Origin of the sequence: Roseburia sp. AF12-17LB (assembly GCF_003479605.1) — a bacterium.
In the GTDB taxonomy this organism is placed as follows: domain Bacteria; phylum Bacillota; class Clostridia; order Lachnospirales; family Lachnospiraceae; genus Roseburia_C; species Roseburia_C amylophila.
This window is the reverse complement of record NZ_QUHR01000001.1, coordinates 54034-71307: the sequence shown is the minus strand read 5'-3', so window position 1 is coordinate 71307 and position 17274 is coordinate 54034. Positions and strand designations below refer to the sequence as shown.

General features: G+C 40.6%; 12 protein-coding genes. All 12 read right to left on the bottom strand.

All coding sequences use genetic code 11. The features are described from left to right. Positions 1 to 260: 260 nt before the first annotated feature. Complete coding sequence (locus DWV68_RS00335) at positions 261 to 1409, bottom strand: glycerate kinase family protein (protein ID WP_118056669.1); 1149 nt, start codon at positions 1407 to 1409, stop codon at positions 261 to 263. A gap of 18 nt (positions 1410 to 1427) precedes the next feature. Then, the gene (pgmB, locus tag DWV68_RS00330) at positions 1428 to 2060 is read right to left on the bottom strand and encodes a beta-phosphoglucomutase (RefSeq protein WP_118056670.1); all 633 of its coding nucleotides are present in this window, start codon (positions 2058 to 2060) and stop codon (positions 1428 to 1430) included. 4 nt (positions 2061 to 2064) lie between these two features. Then, positions 2065 to 4371, bottom strand: a complete 2307-nt coding sequence (locus tag DWV68_RS00325; RefSeq protein WP_118056671.1) for a glycosyl hydrolase family 65 protein — start codon at positions 4369 to 4371, stop codon at positions 2065 to 2067. Positions 4372 to 4380: 9 nt separating this feature from the next. Then, the gene (locus DWV68_RS00320) at positions 4381 to 5427 is read right to left on the bottom strand and encodes a Gfo/Idh/MocA family protein (protein WP_118664683.1); all 1047 of its coding nucleotides are present in this window, start codon (positions 5425 to 5427) and stop codon (positions 4381 to 4383) included. Positions 5428 to 5461: 34 nt separating this feature from the next. Then, complete coding sequence (locus tag DWV68_RS00315; RefSeq protein WP_117697271.1) at positions 5462 to 6253, bottom strand: sugar phosphate isomerase/epimerase family protein; 792 nt, start codon at positions 6251 to 6253, stop codon at positions 5462 to 5464. Between the two features lie 32 nt (positions 6254 to 6285). Beyond that, a complete protein-coding gene (locus tag DWV68_RS00310; RefSeq protein ID WP_118056673.1) occupies positions 6286 to 7341 on the bottom strand; it encodes a zinc-dependent alcohol dehydrogenase in 1056 nt (351 codons plus the stop codon). Positions 7342 to 7364: 23 nt separating this feature from the next. Next, entirely contained in the window at positions 7365 to 8219 is an 855-nt protein-coding gene (locus tag DWV68_RS00305; RefSeq protein ID WP_242986059.1) for a carbohydrate ABC transporter permease, read from the bottom strand. Continuing rightward, positions 8203 to 9084: a carbohydrate ABC transporter permease gene (locus DWV68_RS00300; protein WP_118056728.1), complete on the bottom strand. Its 882-nt coding sequence runs from the start codon at positions 9082 to 9084 to the stop codon at positions 8203 to 8205. The genes DWV68_RS00305 and DWV68_RS00300 overlap by 17 nt, the downstream gene beginning before the upstream one ends. A 79-nt stretch (positions 9085 to 9163) precedes the next feature. Continuing rightward, complete coding sequence (locus tag DWV68_RS00295; RefSeq protein WP_118056674.1) at positions 9164 to 10498, bottom strand: ABC transporter substrate-binding protein; 1335 nt, start codon at positions 10496 to 10498, stop codon at positions 9164 to 9166. Then, positions 10495 to 12204 carry a sugar phosphorylase gene (locus tag DWV68_RS00290; RefSeq protein ID WP_118056675.1) on the bottom strand — a complete coding sequence of 570 codons (1710 nt, stop codon included), beginning with the start codon at positions 12202 to 12204 and terminating at the stop codon, positions 10495 to 10497. Before DWV68_RS00290 ends, DWV68_RS00295 begins: the two co-directional genes overlap by 4 nt. A 113-nt stretch (positions 12205 to 12317) precedes the next feature. Beyond that, entirely contained in the window at positions 12318 to 13346 is a 1029-nt protein-coding gene (locus tag DWV68_RS00285; protein ID WP_117841460.1) for a LacI family DNA-binding transcriptional regulator, read from the bottom strand. Positions 13347 to 13588: 242 nt separating this feature from the next. Next, positions 13589 to 17260, bottom strand: a complete 3672-nt coding sequence (gene rpoC, locus DWV68_RS00280; RefSeq protein ID WP_117697278.1) for a DNA-directed RNA polymerase subunit beta' — start codon at positions 17258 to 17260, stop codon at positions 13589 to 13591. Positions 17261 to 17274 lie beyond the last annotated feature (14 nt).

The window sequence follows — 17274 nt, the reverse complement described above, 5'->3', positions numbered from 1 at the left end:
TAACAAAAAATACCCAAAACACATAGCACGCGCTTTACTATGTCCTTTGGGTAATGCTCCTGTTTCCAGGATAACAATCCTCTCGGAAATTTCCATTTGCTGCAACAAAAAAGCTCCTCTTTGGCACCATACAACGAAAAGCTGTACAAGTAATGCCTCCAAGGAGTTACAATCTTGTTCTCAATTGATATATTTATGGTACCATGCAAATCCAGCAATTACAAGCCGTAATATTTGCCAAATTATACCGGAAAATTTCGTCACTTCTGACAATTTCCAATCACCCGGAATACCTGCTCTGCCGTATAGCTCATATTCTCATATGCCACAGTCTTCTGCATGGCTTCTTCCAATGTCATCACACCCGGCAAAATTGGAAATGCTCCATCGATAAGCTGCATTTCATCCTGCACTTTCCGGACGCCCTGCGGTTCAATGCTTCCGGCAAATACCAGTACCATGCAGCCCTTTTCTTTTGCCCGCTTTGCAATTCCAACCGGCGCTTTTCCCATAGCAGTCTGTCCGTCAAATCTTCCTTCTCCGGTCACTACGATATCAGCTTCACTTAATTCTTTCTCCGGCAATACCGCATCTAATACTATCTCTACGCCCGGACGTAAATCCCCGCCCAGATAAGATGCAAATGCGAAGCCCAGTCCGCCTGCTGCTCCGGCTCCCGGCATGTTCCGGTTGTCTACTCCTAAAGCCTTTTCTGATACATCAGCAAAATGAGATAACGCCTCATCCAGTTTTACCAGCATTGCTTCATCTGCACCCTTCTGTGGTGCAAACACAGCGCTGGCACCTGTTGTGCCACATAATGGATTTGTCACATCACAGGCTATTTCAAAGGTACATTCTTTCAGCCTCTTATCCAACGCCTCCGTATCTATCGTTTCCAGGTCTTTCAGTTCTTTTGCTCCAAATCCTATTTCGATTCCATCTTTTTTATAAAAATGACAGCCTAATGCCTGCAGCATTCCGGCACCGCCATCATTGGTGGCACTGCCGCCAATTCCAACGATAAACTTACGGCAGCCTCTGTCCATGGCATGGCTTATCAGTTCCCCCACACCATAAGTAGTGGTTTCCATTGGATTTCGTTTATCCACCGGCACCAGTGGCAGTCCGGCGGCTTCTGCCATTTCAATGACTGCTGTTTTATCCGGCAGGATACCATACGCTGCCTCGACCTTCTGTCCAAGGGGACCTGTTACCGCTACCTTTTCCAGACTGCCCTGCAATCCAGTGGTCAGGGCTGTTACTGTTCCTTCTCCACCATCTGCAACCGGCTTTATCATAACTTCTGCTGTTGGTATTGCTTTTTTAATACCATCTTCCACTGCTTTTCCCGCCTCTAAGGAACTTAAACTGCCTTTTAATGAATCTATTGCTACGATTACTTTCATTGGATTTTCCTCATTTGCTTATTCTACTACCTGAAGTATGTCACAAAAATCATGAATTGAAAAGTCTGAAATATTACATTTCGCAGCACTGCCTATGGCAATTGCCACCATTCCGGCTGCTTTTGCTGCCTGTATACCAGCCTCTGCATCTTCTACCACATAACAGAGTTCCGGTCTCACCAACAGCATATCTGCTGCCTTCAAAAAAACTTCCGGATTCGGTTTGGAATGCTGTAATCCATTTCCGTCTGAAATTGCATCAAAATATCCCGTCAATGCCGTTCTCTCCAGAATATATTTTGCATTTTTGCTGGAGGAACCGACCGCAAGAAGATAACCCATACTTTTTAACCGTGATAACGCTTCCCTTACTTCAGCTTTCACATCCTGTGGAGTCATCTGTGATAATAACCGGCGGTATATTTCATTTTTCTTTTCTGCCATATGCTCCTTCTCTTCATTGGTGTAAGTCTTATCTGAGTCTTCTAATACAATCTCAAGACTCTCCATACGGCTGATTCCACGCAGTCTGTCATTTTTCTTTTCATCAAACGGAAGATTTAATTCATCTGCAAGACTTTTCCATGCCTGATAATGATACTGGTCTGTATGCACCAATACTCCATCCAGATCAAATATGATTGCCTTCATATCCTTATTCCTTTCCATATTTCAAATGCAGGTCATCTTTCAGAATATATTTTTTTCCCTGGACTTTTATGGTTACCGGTTCCTTGCTTTTTCCGCTGTTACATAAATGGAGCGAAATATTTTCTTTATCCATAAAGCAGTCCATTTTTTGTCCTTGCACCATAACAGAAAATTTTATGGAATTCCAGTGTCCCAAAAGATGTGGAGCTAATATAATACCATCTTCATCACAGGATACTCCTGCAAATCCTGCAATAACACATTTCCAGATTCCGCCTAAGGATGCTGCATGAATACCATCTACAGAATCCTGCGGGTTGTCGCATAAATCCGTTTCCAATGCCTTGGCAAAAAATCTTTCTGCCATCTCCATCTCCCCTATTTCTGCGCAAATCTGTGCATGGGCGCAATAACTTAAGGAGGAATCATGCAAAGTCCTTTTTTCATAAAACAGAACATTTTTCTTTACAACATCTGCTGGAAACAGTCCCGGAAAAAGTGTAAACAGCATTACTAAATCTGCCTGTTTCAATACCTGCATATCTACCACTTCATCTCTGGAATAATCCAGCAAAACGGATTGTTTCACAGGTGATTGTCTGTATTTTTCAATATCCTTTAATTCTTCTTTGCCAAGAAATGCATCATCTTGCGGAATAATTCCATTTTTATCCGGCTTTGGAAGGTAAATGTGTTCCAGAAAATACTGCCACTTTTCCTGCATGACTTTCAGGGTTCCATTTTCCTTCATCTTTTTAACATATGGACTATCCAATGTTTCCTTGGATGCTTTCAGGGCAAGTTTTACATTATATGCCGCCATATAATTGGTATAAGCATTATTATCAATATGCTCATTATATTCATCCGGTCCGATGATATTGAGAATTTCCAGTCTTTCATTCCGTTCTTCTGCTCTGGACACCCAGAAATTTGCTGTTTCACAAAGTATTTCTGTTCCATACTGATTCAAAAACTCCCTGTCATTACTCCAATAATAATAACGGCTTATTGCAAATGCAATATCTGCGGTTACATGATGCTCTTTGATACCCGACCATACTTTATTTGCCTTACCGGTATGTATATTTAACGCTGCATAAAGCGGTGTTTCTTCAAAGCCATCCTTTGCACATTCCCAGGGATACATAAATCCCTGAAAGCCATAATCTTCTGCTTTTCTTTTTGCACCGGCTTTTCCTCTATAGCGGTACTCCAATAACTTTCTTGCCGCCTCCGGAAACTCAGCGACAAAAAATGGCAGGATGAACAATTCTGTATCCCAGAATACATGTCCTTTATAACCTTCACCGGTTAACCCTTTTGCCCCTATGCTATACCGGTTGGTATAAGCCGGATCCATGCCATACATCTGATACTGTGCAAATGCAATTCCTGCCTTTTCCTGCAGACTGGCTCCATCAATTTCAATTGCAGCTCTTTGGCAGAACCCTTCCATACTTTTTTTCTGGTTTGCTATTGCCTGCTCATATCCACGCTTTAACTGCTGCTGTATTTTTTCTAATTTTTCTTCCAGAACATCTTTACATTCTGCGGAATCTTCCTGTATATGAGAAATTCGAAACAGAGTTATCGCATCTCCCTTTTCCATTAAGATGCTGTTTTTGGCGTAGATACTGCGTCTCTTTAAATGATAGGAGCAGTCCTGCTGTTCCTGATTTTTTTCAAAACAGGTTCCTGTCAGTATTTCCAGTCCATCATCCTGCAGTGCGCCATGATATGCCATAATCTCTTTTCCATAGACTCTGCATTCTGTTTTTTGAAAATGAGAAGTTCCGGAATTGGTTATCTGTCCATTAATTCCATATTCAAATGTAACTGTTGTCTTATTTCCATCCAGCAATGTTACTTCTGTCTTATGGTAAAACAGGGTTTTTTCAAAATCTGCTGCAAAACGTTTTGACCGGAGTAGAAAACGTAGTCCGTTTTGTGTCCGGAACAGAATATTTATCCACAGTTCCCCGGTATAAAGATTTAATTTTCTTTGAAATTCCTCTACCCGGACATTGTCAAGGTTCACTGACTCTCCCTGTATATACATGCCTAATTCTACCACATCAGGACAGTTCACAAGTTCTGTTACTTCACCATCCTGTGCTTTCTGGTATAATCCGCTCACAAACATACCGGGAGTTGCATCAATGCCTCTCAACTCCAGCATTGCCCTGACTCCAAAGTGACCATTGCTCTGTGCAAATACTGATTCTGTTTTTGCTATGTAACGTCTGTTATAATGCTCTTCCGCCAGCCAAAGCCCCTCTTTATTTTTGATTGGTTGATAATAGAACATACTCCACTCCTATTCTTCCAGCATGACAGGTTCTCCACTCTCCGCTGAACGATACAATGCATCGATTAATCTCTGCACATAATAGCCTTGTTCTGCTGTTACCAGCAATTTTTCTTCACCTCTTACCGCCTTTATAAAATTATATAAAGCCTTTGTATGAAGTTCCATATCTTCAATAAACGGAAATGCTGTATTGCTCATTTCTGCACCCTGATAAATCTCCAGTGGAAAAAGTGATAGTCCACTCTTTTCTCCACAAAGTTCAACATTCCGCTTATCCTTTTCTTTTATATTTAATGCAAAAGCTGTCTCCAGCTGCATAACTCTTCCGTCAGTAAAACTGATGAATCCAAACAAACTGTCTTCCACACTATATTTATCCGGATTCCATTCTCCCATAATTCCTTTTCTTCCAGTCTTTCCGATTTTGTCAAAGCTGCCGGCACACACATATGCTATTTCCGGATAATCCAGAAGATAACATGCAAGATCTAACATATGGGCTCCAATATCAATGAGCGGCCCACCGCCCTGCATTTCACGATTGGTAAAACATCCCCATCCCGGGATTCCTCTTCTGCGCACCCAGGAAGCTTTGGTATAATACACTGTTCCCAAGTCACCTTTATCAATTTTCTCTTTGGCAATTGCTGTATTTCTTCCTTGCCGGAAATGAAAATCGTAGGTAAGAAGCAATCCATTCTTTTCTGCAAGCTGGCACATTTCCAAAGCTTCCTTTGGGTTCATTGCAGGAGGTTTCTCACAAAATACATGACAGCCGGCATTTAAAGCTTCTATTGTCAGTGGATAGTGAAATTTATTTGGAACACAAATGCTCACTACATCCGGTTTTACTTCCCGAAGCATTCTGGTGCTGTCCTGATAATATGCAGGAATATCAAAATCCTCTGCAAGCCTTTGTGCAGCTGCCTCATTTGCATCACTTACTGCCACGATTTCCACATTTTCCATTGAACGGTATGCCGGAATATGGGAAGTTCTTGCAATCTGACCTGATCCTATAATTGCGGCTCGAATTACTTTCTTTTCTTCCATTCTCTTTCTTCCCTTCTGTCATGTATATCTGTCTTTAAATAAACTGTTTCATATAAGTTACTGATTTCTGATATGCTTCCAGTGGATTCTCTCCACGGATTCTTCCTTCATTTACTACAGCACCATCAAATCCGATTTCTTTTAATGTCTGCATATGACGTTTAAAATCAATAGAACCGGTACCCGGCTGATAACGATGATTTTCTGCAATATGTACATGACCGATATAATCTTTGTATTTTCTTAAGGTCTCAGAAATATCATCCTCTTCAATGGACATATGATAAAAATCTGCTGTAATCTGGACATTTTTGAAATGTCCCATGTCAATCATGTCTACACCGTCTTTGGTCGTATTTAACATATGATCCTGGTAACGGTTTAACGGTTCAAGATAAATTTTCACACCATATTCTCCGGCTACCGGATCCAGTTCTTTCAGGGAATCCTGGATGGCTTTTACATCACCTTCATGACTTCTTGGTGAAACCATAGGTGGCAGACGATAGGTAAACATACCCCATGCTGCCGGAACAACAACGCCTGTTCCACCTACTTCTGCAATATTCTTTAAAATAACTTTCAAATCTGCAATTCCATTGAGACGACGCTCTTCTATAAAGTCACCAATCCAGCCACGATATCCACCGCATGCAGAAGATACCGGAAGTCCTGACTCTTTGATTGCCTCTTTTAATTCATCCTTCTGTTCCATCAGAACTTTTCCATCGATTTCAAAGCATTCGAATCCCATTTCTTTTGCAAATGTAAGTTTCCCAACTAAATCTTCTGGAAAAAAGTCTCTATCCTGTGTTCCAAGTAACATATTCTGTTCCTCCTTTTCAATAAAGCCCTTTGTTATTTAAATGTTACACCAAGCTTGATGCTCTTATCCGGTTCTCTGTCTACATATCTGCAGAATCCTTCTGCACTTTCTTCAAATGAAATAATCGGATATACAATATCACGGCAATCTAAATATCCATTCATCAGCATATTCCATACCACATCTTCAATTCTCTTTCTTGTCCATCTTGGATATTCTGGCAATGGCTCTGAGCAGGCTCTGGAAAATACAATTTTTGCCTGATTAAAATGACCTTCCTGTCCTAACCAGAGACCTGCCGGAAATGGTTTTGCAAATGCTGCATAGGCAATGGTTCCATTGTATGCAACTCCTTTTAATGCGGACTGTAATGCCTGCATGCTTCCACTGGTTTCAATAATTCCATCTGCACCCATTTTTCCGGTTGCTTTTTTAATTTCATAACCAACATCACACTGTGTCGGATCAAAGGTGAAATGAGCGCCCATTTTCTTTGCTACTTCTCTACGATGTTCAATCGGGTCTACACCAATTACAACTGCTGCACCAGCTTTTACTGCAAGCTGTAATGCAATCAGACCAATGGCGCCAAGACCAATAACTGCTACACAGTCTCCCGGTCTTACTTCCGCATCACGGACCGATGCCAAAGCAAACTGAGCAGGGTCATAGCATACTGCATTTGCTGCAGAATCTGTCGGTTTCATTTTACGGAGCTTATAATTATTGACTGCTTTTACAATCTGGGTCTCCTTAATCTGTCCATAAGAACATACTCTGTCACCTACTTTATATTCAGTAACATCTGCTCCTGCTTCGATAATGGTTCCAACAAACATATTTCCAAGTGGTAAATCCCCAAAGACAATTCCTCTAGGTTCCTCTTTATCTCTTTGTACAAACATTCTCCACTCATCATCAAATTTTCCATCAATAAAAGGAGTGGTTCCACGAAAATCTGCCAGCTCTGTTCCATGCTTTGGGGCTGCAAACTCAACCTTTACCTTTACTTCGTCTGATGCGATTGGTCTGTCTTCATACTCTACCAGTTTTGCCTCTCTTGGGGCTGTTGCGACTAATTTTTTCATATTAATATTCTCCTTTTCCTATATTAACCTTTCACGCCGCCTTCGGTTGCGCCGCTCTTTATGAGGTTCTGACTAAATGCATACATAATTACAATCGGCAGTGAAGTTACAAGCGATGCTGCCATCATTCTGCCCCAGATATAATCCGGTGTATTAAACAGTGAATTCAATCCGATTGTAATCGTCAATTTATCCGGTGAATCTAAGAATATGGATGCAAATAATACATCATTCCATGCAATCATAAACGCATATACAAATACGGAAATCAGACCCGGAATGGATAACGGTGTCATAATGCGGAAAATAATGCCCATTCGCGACAAACCATCTACCCTTCCTGCCTCTTCCAGCTCATATGGCACAGTTTCAAAATAACTTCGTGTCATGTAAATAGCTGTCGGCAATGTCTGGATAATCATACAGATAATTACCGCTTCCCTTGTATTTCGTAATCCGATAGATGCAAGCATCTTATATAATGGTACAATCAATAAAATTCCGGAAAACATATATACAAAGAAAAACATTTCTGTCATTACATTTTTCCCTTTAAAGCGAAGTCTTGCCAGTGCATAGCCTCCTAAGATTCCAAGGAACACTACCAGCACTGATGTAATCAACGCTATGTACATACTGTTTTTAAAATACTTCATAAACGGAAAAATACTCTCATTAAATATGTCTGCAAAATGCTTTAATGTAAAACTTCTTGGTATTATTGTCGGTGGATATCCAATTGTCTCTGAAGTTTCTTTCAGAGAGATGCTCAGCATCATAATCATTGGAAATACTAATACCGCCAGAACTGCAATGAGTATTACATAAAAGACGATATTCTTACGAATTTTTCTCGCATTCCTATTCCTCTTTCTCACTGCGGAGCACCACCTTTCTAACCATTATTACACATGCAAATATCAGTACAAACAACAGTAATGATATTGCAGCTGCCTTTCCAAAATCATGTGTTGCAAATGCCATGTCATACAGATATACACCGATAACATCTACCTGTTTCGTCAACAGATATACTTCTGCATAAATATAGAAAACCCAGATGATACGCAGGCTTACTACGGTAACCATTGTTGATTTTAATGCCGGGTATGTTACCACCTTAAACTTCTGCCATGCTGTTGCTCCATCTATATCTGCTGCTTCATACAATGATTTATCAATGGTCTGAAGAATTGCAGTAAAAGAAAGATATGCATATGAGAAGAAGCGCCAGATACAAAACAGTGCAGCCAGTATAAAAGCACTGACCGGCTGGTCAAACCAAAGCGGCACCTCTTTTGCAAGATGTAACACATCCACCACAATATAATTTATAATTCCATAAATATTATTGAACATATAACGCCAGGCAAAAATCAGACACACCGACGGAATTACATAAGACAATATTATTAAAGAATTTACCAGTTTTTTACCTACAAATTTACGGTTCAAAAAGCACGCCATTGCAAGTCCAACTACCGTACTAAGTACAACTACTACAAATGTAAACACAAGTGTTGTAATTACACTGTGATAAAAGGATGGATCCGTTAATACAGATATATAATTATCTAATCCCACAAATACAGAAGGCTTACGTGGGTTTACCGGAACGTCCAGAACACTGATATAAATGTTATAAAGCATTGGATAGCCAATTAATGCTGCCAGCAGAATCAAACTTGGGGCTAACAGCAGATATGCAAATTTTGTATCGCTTAATGCTCTTCTTTTCCTCATCTTTTCTACCTCATTTATCGGGAAAGTGTTGACATTTCCGGGGCACATAATAACCTGTGCCCCTTCCATGTCTTTCTTCTTATTTCAGCATTGTTTCAACTTCTGCCTGAGCATTTGTCAGCTCTGTCTGAGAGTCACTTCCCTGTACTACTACGTTATTAATCATCTTGCTTAAAATTCCTTTGTTGGTAACATCACCCATTACCATGTAATTTTTACCATCTACACATCCAAATAACTGAAGATTATCAAATGCTACTCCAACTTCATCTAAGAGATGTGCCAGTGGGACAATTGCTTCGTTCTCTTTGTATGCTGCATCTTCTGCTACTTCACTTAATACCGGCTGGATTCCGCCAGGAGCCATCAGAAGCCAGGATTCATTGTTTTCTTTTTCCAGCATAAAGGATACAAATTTCTCTGCTGCTGCTTTCTCTGCATCACTTAATCCGGAAGCAATGGATAATACGATAACACAACCATATGCTGCCTGCTGTGTCTTATTTGGTAATGCCAGTTCTACATCATCCAGGAAACCTGCTTCCTGAACAGCACTTAAAATATAAGTAGAATACAGGCATAATGGTGCATTCTGATTTATAAATGCATCTTTTACATCTGCAACTTCAGTAGAACCCGGCATAGAATAAGATGAAAGCTCTTTATAGAAATCTAATGCTTCTTTCATTTCCGGTGTATCAATGGTTACATTTCCATCTGCATCAAATACATTTGCTCCATTGGAAATTGCGAACTGTGAAAATACCTGTTCACTAAATGCAGATTCTGATGTAGGTAATGCAATTCCGTACTGTTTGTTGTCCGGATTATAAAATGCTTTTGCAATTTCTAATACATCATCCCAGTTCTGAGGTACATCAAATCCTTTTTCCTTTAACATTGCTGTATTACACCAGATTCCCTGTACCCATCCGGAAACAGGAACTCCAACATAGTCATTTCCATCTTCTGTTTTAATTACGTTTAATGCTCCATCAAAGAAAGCATCTTCACCTTTTCCGTCAATAACCTCTTTATTTGCTTCCAAATCAATAAAATCATTCGTTACACTTGTCTTTGCCTGATCCTGTGAGAATTCCATAACTGCCGGAAGTACACCGGTTCCACCAAGGGATGTGATTTTTGTATCATAATCATCCTCATTTGTAGGCATCTGTTCTACTTTAATTCCAGGATTCTCTGCTTCAAACTCTTCAATCAGTTTTGCAATTACATCCTGTCTTTCCTGCTCTACCTGCATATGCATAAACTGGATAGTAACCTCTTCTCCTGCATCTGCTGTCGTATCTGTTCCTTTTTCAGAATTTCCATTTCCTGAATTGCTGCCGCAGCCAGCCAATGTTCCAACGGTCATTGCTGCTACTAACATCATGCTTAAAATTTTCTTCTTCATATTCCTTCTCCTTTTCCTTTATTGTGTGAGTTATTTTCCAGAATCCATGCTGCTTCATAGCCAGAAAGTACAAGTGTTCCTTTTATCTCCTTACCGGTCAGAAGATTTTTTCCACTCACTTCATTCTCACCACTCTGCCACACTTCCTCTGAAATATTAATATATATGGTAAGCCGTTCTTCCTCCGTAAATCTTCTGATGTGAAAGACCTTGGAAGAAGTCTGGATTACTTCCTGTTTTGCCTCCGGCGCAAATGCCGGATGTTCTTTCCGGATATTAATTCTCCGGATTAGTTCTTCGAATATTTTCTTCCGGTTTGTTTCTTCTGTAAGCTGTCTCTCCAGCCTGCTTACGTCCAGCTGTTCCCGGTTTATTCTTCTGTAAATTCCAGATACTGCCTTATCATAATAATCATTTCTGGAACCCAGAAGACTATGAATATAAATTGCAGGAAGTCCCTGCATACTAAGTAAAATTGTTTCTGCTGCAAGAAATCTTTTTATTCTGATCTCATCCGAATCTTCCGGGGAGGCAAGTGCATCCTGATAATTGATATTTAATTCATATGGACTTTTTGTTCCGTCTCCATTATCTTTATAAGAGACTTCTCCGCCATTCCGAAGAGTTGCATCAACCATAAGCTGAATTTCTTCCTTCGTTAATATTCCCTCTACCGGACGGACACCAATTCCATCATGGGAACTCAAGAAATTAAAATAAGTGCATCCCACCGGTGGTTCCGATAAATTTTTTGCCCATTCTATTAATTTTTCAGAGTTCCCTGTAAGAATCGAAAACATAACCAATGGTGGCAGTGGAAACTGGTATACCATATGTGCTTCTTTTTCGCCCTCACCAAAATAACTGATATTTTCTTTATGAGGCACATTTGTCTCCGTAATAATCAATGTTCCCGGTGCTGCTTCATCTAAAATTTTGCGGAAACTCTGCACCACCTTATGTGTCTGTGGCAGATGCATACATGTTGTTCCAAGTTCTTTCCACAAAAAACCAATTGCATCCAGCCGAATCATTCTTGCACCATTCTGTGTATAGTACAAAAGAATAGATAAGATTTCTTTGTATAAATCAATACTCTGATAATTTAAGTCAATCTGATCTGTGCTAAATGTTGTCCAATAGCTCTTTTTCCCTTCCTTAGTGTCAAATTCTGTCAGCAAAGGAAGTGCTCTTGGTCTGGTCACTTTGCTGTAATCAGCTTTTGGATCTGCTTCTATAAAAAAGTCTTTATATGGTTTTTCTCCTTTTAAACATTTTTGAAACCATTCATTTGATTTTGAACAGTGATTAATTACTGCATCAAACATTAAATCATACGATTCACCAAGTCTGTTTACATCTTCCCAGTCACCCAGTGCCGGATTTACTTTTCTGTAATCGCTCACCGAAAAGCCATCATCTGATGTATAGGGAAACATCGGCAGAATATGTACTATACTGATAGCATCCGCTACATGCTTTTTCAAAAAATCATTTAATGCTTTAAGTCCCGCTTCTTCTTTATCTATGATAGAATCACCATAAGTAATCAGAACTGCGTCTTTCTGTGTAAGCCATTGCTTTGTATTCTTCTGCGGACTATTTTTTATCAATTCATCCACATCCTTCAACAGCTGTTCTGCTTCCTTTTCTCCATATATCTGTCTATATAATTCTCTTAATTCTTTTTCCAGTTCCTGTCGCATAATTTTCTCCTATGTATCAGGTTATTGAACAATTTTGTTATTTGTTGACAACGTTGTCATTTTGTGGTAAAAAAATATATTGTGTGTGCCGGAGATTTTTCTCCGGCCTTTCATTATGTTGACTCCCTTTCTAATACTTCAGGCTGGAACTCTATCACTTTTCCACCTTCTATTTTTTCACCTCTAATTAATTTTACCAGCCGGTCAATACACTCTTTTGCCAATTGTTCAAAGTTCTGATCAATTGTTGATATTCTTGGATAATAATATTTTCCAATCGGAATATTGTCTACACCTAATACCGCAACATCTTCTGGAATCCTCAGCCCATGTTCATGTATTGCCTGATAAACACCGAGTGCTCTTTCATCTCCTGATATGAAGAAAGCGTCCACATTTCCCTCTGCCAGCAATTCATTGGCTTTTTCATACGCAAGCTGTATGGAATTTACACCAGAATAAACTCTGTATTTTCCCTCTTTTCCTTTTACGGAATCTTCAAATCCTTTTATACGGTTCTGTGTAGATAAGAACTTTGCTTCTCCGACCAAAAATGCTATATTGCGGTATCTGCAGCCAGTCAGATATTCACCGCCTTTATATCCTACCTGATAGTTATCCAGACTGACGGCGTAGGTCTCATCATCATCCGGTTCTCCAAACATTACATACGGAATATTGTGTTCCCGGAAATATACTGCCCTCGGGTCACTGTGTACATTTTCCAGCAGGATTGCGCCATCTGCCATTCCATTTGCCAGCAGAGTAAATCCGTCTGTATCATCATCAATACACCTTGTACTGTTAGATGGTGACATCACAACCTTCATTCCACTTTCTTTTGCATAGCGGAAAAGGTATTTCAGCATCAAAGTATGCCAGTTGCTCAAATGTTCTTCTCCATGCCGGTCGGTAAATATCATGATTATATTGGTTTTCTGTCCTTTCAATCCCCGGGCAAACATATTTACCTGATATCCCGTTTCCTTAATTGCATCTAATACTTTTTTTCGGGTGCGCTCCGATACATTAGAGTCCTGATTTACAACTCTTGATACTGTTTTTACGGAAACTCCACACATATCCGCCACATCCACTATTGTTACATTACTTGATTTCTTCTTATTGTCTTTCGTTGTCATATGCACTTTTCACAACCCATCTTTCTTTGTCTTACGTTGTCATTATACATAATGTTAGTGATTTCGTCAACATCTCTCTTCATGAAATTATACACAAAATGTATTTTTTATTTTTGTTCAATCTATCCAATTTTATATCTTCATCCGGTGAATCTATTCTTATATATGTCAGAAAGGGAAACTCCGGCCTATTAAGCCAGAGCTTCCCTTCCATTAGCTCTGCCAGTTCACAGAACTGACTCTTATTCTTCTGTAGAAGCAGTTACTTCTTCTTTTGCTTCTGTCTCTTCGATTTCATCTGTCACAGGTGCTTCATCGAATCCGTCAAAATCATCAAAGGAGAGTTCTTCCTCTTCGTTTACATCTGTGTTCAGTTTGATGTTACGATAACGCTTCATACCAGTACCAGCCGGAATCAGCTTACCGATAATTACGTTCTCTTTCAGACCAATCAATGGGTCAATCTTGCCCTTGATAGCTGCTTCTGTCAGAACCTTAGTTGTCTCCTGGAAGGATGCTGCTGATAAGAAGGAGTTGGTTGCCAAAGATGCTTTGGTAATACCAAGTAATACCTGTTTACCTTCTGCCGGCTCTTTGCCTTCTTCCTCTAACTGCTCATTCATCTCTTCGTAATCCAGATTATCTACTAATGTTCCTGGCAGGAACTCAGAATCTCCGTTATTTTCAATACGAATCTTCTTTAACATCTGACGAACGATAACCTCGATATGTTTATCATTAATCTCAACACCCTGCAGACGGTATACACGCTGTACTTCCTGAATCAGGTAATCCTGTACGGCACGTACGCCCTTAATCTTAAGGATATCGTGTGGATTTACAGAACCTTCGGTCAGTTCATCACCAGCCTCTAATACTGCGCCATCCATAATCTTAATTCTGGAACCGTAAGGAATCAGATAAGTCTTAGTCTCACCTGTTTCATTGTTTGTTACAATGATCTCACGTTTCTTCTTGGTATCTTTAATGGTTGCAACACCACCAAATTCTGTGATAATTGCAAGTCCCTTAGGCTTTCTTGCCTCAAACAGCTCCTCGACACGAGGAAGACCCTGTGTAATATCGTCACCGGCAACACCACCGTTGTGGAATGTTCTCATGGTAAGCTGTGTACCAGGTTCTCCGATAGACTGAGCTGCGATAATACCAACTGCTTCACCAACCTGTACTGCCTGACCGGTAGCCATATTGCTTCCATAACATTTTGCACAAACTCCGATGTGGGAACGGCAGGTAAGAATGGTACGGATTTTAACCTTGGTTAATGGCTCTCCATTCTCATCTACACCCTTGCTCATAATTGCTGCAGCACGTTTTGGTGTAATCATATGGTTTGCTTTTACAAGCACATTACCATCTTTATCGCAAATTGTCTCACAGGAGAATCTTCCTGTAATACGCTCTTCGAGACTTTCGATTTCTTCTTTTCCATCCATGAATGCTTTGACATACATACCAGGAATCTCTCTTCCTGTGCCTGCACAGCAATCAGATTCACGGACAATCAGATCCTGTGATACGTCTACCAGACGTCTGGTTAAGTAACCGGAATCGGCGGTACGTAACGCAGTATCGGACATACCTTTTCGTGCTCCATGCGCAGACATGAAGTACTCCAATACTTCAAGACCTTCACGGAAGTTTGATTTGATAGGCAGCTCGATTGTTCTACCGGTTGTATCCGCCATCAAACCACGCATACCTGCTAACTGTTTAATCTGTTTATCAGAACCACGGGCTCCGGAATCAGCCATCATGAAGATGTTATTGTATTTGTCCAGACCGGAAAGCAGTGCTTCTGTCAGCTCATCATCAGTCTCTTTCCATGTTTCAACAACTTCTTTGTAACGCTCTTCCTCTGTAATAAGACCACGTTTGTACTGTCTTGAAATGCGGTCTACCGTATCCTGAGCCTTTGCAATCATTTCCGGTTTCTGAGGCGGTACCGTCATATCTGAAATAGATACGGTCATAGCTGCTCTTGTAGAGTACTTGTAACCCATGGACTTAATATCGTCTAATACCTCAGCGGTCTTGGTTGCTCCGTGTGTATTAATAACTTTTTCCAGAATCTGTTTTAACTGTTTCTTTGCTACATGGAAATCGATTTCCAGTACCAGTTCATTTTCAGGCTTGCTTCTGTCTACGAAACCTAAATCCTGAGGAATGATTTCATTGAAGATAAATCTTCCCAGTGTTGACTCAACGACACCAGTCTTAACAGTTCCATCCGGCATTGTCTTATGAACACGCACATGGATTCTGGAATGCAGTGTAAGTGCCTGATTCTCATATGCCAGAATTGCTTCGTTTACGCTCTTATAGTATCCACCTTCTCCTAAGGAACCTGGTCTTTCCTGTGTCAGATAGTAGATACCAAGAACCATATCCTGTGAAGGAACGGCTACAGGGCCTCCATCAGAAGGTTTTAACAGGTTGTTCGGTGAAAGCAGCATAAAACGGCATTCTGCCTGTGCTTCCTGTGACAGTGGTAAATGGGCAGCCATCTGGTCTCCGTCGAAGTCGGCGTTGTATGCGGTACATACCAATGGGTGAAGCTTAATTGCTTTACCTTCTACCAGGATTGGCTCAAATGCCTGAATACCGAGTCTGTGCAGTGTAGGAGCACGATTCAGCATAACCGGATGCTCTTTGATGACGTCTTCTAAGACATCCCAGACTTCCGGCTGTAATCTTTCAACCATCTTCTTTGCACTCTTAATATTGTGTGCAGTTCCGTTTGCAACCAGCTCTTTCATAACAAACGGTTTAAACAGCTCGATTGCCATTTCTTTTGGCAGACCACACTGATAAATCTTAAGTTCCGGTCCTACGACGATAACGGAACGTCCAGAGTAGTCTACACGTTTTCCAAGAAGGTTCTGACGGAAACGTCCAGATTTACCTTTCAGCATATCGGACAGAGATTTCAGAGCACGGTTACCAGGTCCGGTTACCGGTCTTCCTCTTCTACCGTTGTCAATCAGGGCATCTACTGCTTCCTGCAGCATTCTCTTCTCGTTACGAACGATGATATCAGGTGCACCTAACTCTAACAATCTTCTCAGACGGTTGTTTCTATTGATAATTCTACGATATAAATCATTTAAATCAGATGTTGCAAAACGTCCACCATCCAGCTGTACCATAGGACGTAAGTCTGGTGGAATAACCGGGATAACGGTCATAATCATCCACTCCGGTTTATTTCCGGATTCACGGAAGGATTCTACCACTTCCAGTCTCTTGATGATTCTTGCACGTTTCTGGCCGGTAGCATCTTTTAATTCTGCTTTCAGCTCTGCTGCATCTTTCTCCAGGTCAATTGCCTGTAATAACTCAAGAATGGCTTCTGCACCCATTCCAACACGGAAAGAGCTGCCATATTTTTCCCTTGCATCCTGATATTCCTGCTCGGATAATACCTGCTTTACAGATAAATCTGTAGAACCTGCATCCAGTACGATATAGGAAGCAAAGTACAGAACCTTCTCCAATGTTCTTGGAGAAAGATCTAAGATTAATCCCATACGGGATGGAATTCCTTTGAAGTACCAGATATGGGATACCGGAGCTGCAAGCTCGATATGTCCCATACGCTCTCTACGAACGCTGGCTTTGGTGATTTCAACACCACAGCGGTCGCAGACAACACCTTTATAACGAATCTTTTTGTACTTACCACAATGACATTCCCAGTCTTTGCTCGGTCCAAAAATCTTCTCACAGAATAATCCGTCTTTTTCCGGTTTCAAAGTTCTATAGTTAATGGTCTCAGGTTTCTTAACTTCTCCTCTGGACCACTCTCTGATTTTCTCAGGTGATGCCAGACCAATCTGAATTGCATCAAACTGTATCGGCTGGTAAGTTTCCTGTTTTACTGTTCCTGGCATTAATGACACTCCCT